The sequence below is a fragment of the Solibacillus faecavium genome (genome assembly GCF_014836905.1).
GTDB lineage: Bacteria > Bacillota > Bacilli > Bacillales_A > Planococcaceae > Solibacillus > Solibacillus faecavium.
In genome coordinates this window covers 1-1,794 of record NZ_JACSPZ010000023.1, presented here as the reverse complement: position 1 = coordinate 1,794, position 1,794 = coordinate 1, and the positions used below count along the sequence as shown (strand labels likewise).

The window sequence follows — 1,794 nt, the reverse complement described above, 5'->3', positions numbered from 1 at the left end:
ACCTCCCTCTATAAATGTTGATATATCAATGGCCCGCGCCATTTTTGAGTGCCGAAAAAAATTTTTTTGACACGTACATCTATCATTATCTTGTAATTATTGATTTTTTTAACAATTTATTTGAAAGCTTCGCTAAAGGAAGAACCATTAAATGGTAATGCCTTCCTTGATCCAGTGCGATATATTGATGCACTTTCGGATCTCTGCGTTGCTTATGATGACGGACCCTCCCATGTCTCTAGGCGTCTTTTGCGCGTACATTCCTTCGTTCGGTCTATTCATAAGGCAGAGGCTGGCGATGCTCCTTAAGGGACTCGTTTTTATAAAATCACGGTCGGATGGTGAAAATAATGCCGGCTTCTCCGTGTCATCCTCTTGAGTTTACTTACGTTGGGTAAGCTTAAGCAGCCGTTTTAAGACTGGCGAAATCATTCATCATTTGTTGTTCATTAAAAGTTGTTTTCCTTTTGCACAATGCATGTAAAATTTTGAGTAACTTTCCACACAACACAACGATGGATTGCTTCTTACGAAGCGGGTTTGTCGTTCTGGTCGTGTAGTAATCATGTAGTTGTTTAAACGCTTTATTATGAAGTATCAAAGGCATCATAACTCGGAATAGGAGTGCACGTAATTTACGTCTTCCTCGTTTAGAGATGCGTTTTTGTCCTTTTTGTTGTCCAGAAGAGTTTTCACGCAATGTTAATCCCGCTAGCTTAATTAATTGGCGTGGATGTTCGTATTGCGTAAGAGAACCGACTTCTGACAGTAAATCGACAATTGTCACATCACCAATTCCAGGTACCGATGTTAAATACTCATAATCTGTCATTTGTTTCGCTAGCTCTACGAGCTGAGTAGTTAATTCATCAAGCTGAGCTTGCATCAATTTGACTTGAGAAAGTAGCGTGGCTATTTCAAGTTTGGCCATCACTAAGCCCTCTTTTAGTCCAATTGAATTTTGTGCAACTTCGACTAATTGTTTGGCCTTTGGTAGCTGAGGACTTTTCATCCCTTCTACTTGACGATACAGAAATAATAATTCTTCAGGTGCTTTCCCTCGAATATCCATTGGCAGTGGTGTTTTCTCTAGCACCGCATAAGCCATTTTTCCGAAGTTTTTAAATACTGATGTAAACTCAGGGAAAAAGCGATCTAACCAACGAATGATGCGATTCTGTAGAGCATTTAAATCTTCTTGTATTTTAGAGCGTATAGTTGCTCCGTTCCGTAGTTCAGCTTCAATTCCTTCGAGATGGCGTGGATAACTGAAACGACCGTCTCGCATTAAACGTGCGATGACGAGTGCATCCTTTTGGTCATTCTTCGTTTGAAGATTGTCGTCCAATTCTTTTGAGCGATTGACATGCATTGGATTGACCATCACGAATGGAATCCCATAGCTATTTAAAAACGCCGCTAAATTCATCCAATAATGACCTGTTGGCTCGAAACCAATCAGGATTTCTTGTTTTTCATGTGTTGCTTTTAACGCAAGTACTCGTTCATAAAACGCTTCAAATCCGACATGTGATTGCACGATTGGAAATGATTTTTGGAGCACTCGACCTCGATCATCGATCGCACAAGCAAAATGTTTGTGCTTTGCAATGTCGATACCGATAACGAGTGTATTTTCAGAAACTTGATTAATTTTTTCATTCGTATTAAAATTCATGGAATGGAGTCCTCTCTGTAGATGTATGAGTCAATGGCTGTTGACACTCAAGCATCATACAAGAGGGCTTTTTTTATTTCAAGTCCCCGAAAATGTTTCTAACAGGAATGCTCCTT

General features: G+C 39.7%; 1 protein-coding gene. It reads right to left on the bottom strand.

Features of this window, described 5'->3' with window-relative positions; all coding sequences use genetic code 11:
• Window positions 1-400: 400 nt before the first annotated feature.
• The gene (locus H9635_RS19065) at window positions 401-1,678 is read right to left on the bottom strand and encodes an IS110 family RNA-guided transposase (RefSeq protein WP_191701904.1); all 1,278 of its coding nucleotides are present in this window, start codon (window positions 1,676-1,678) and stop codon (window positions 401-403) included.
• Window positions 1,679-1,794: the final 116 nt, after the last annotated feature.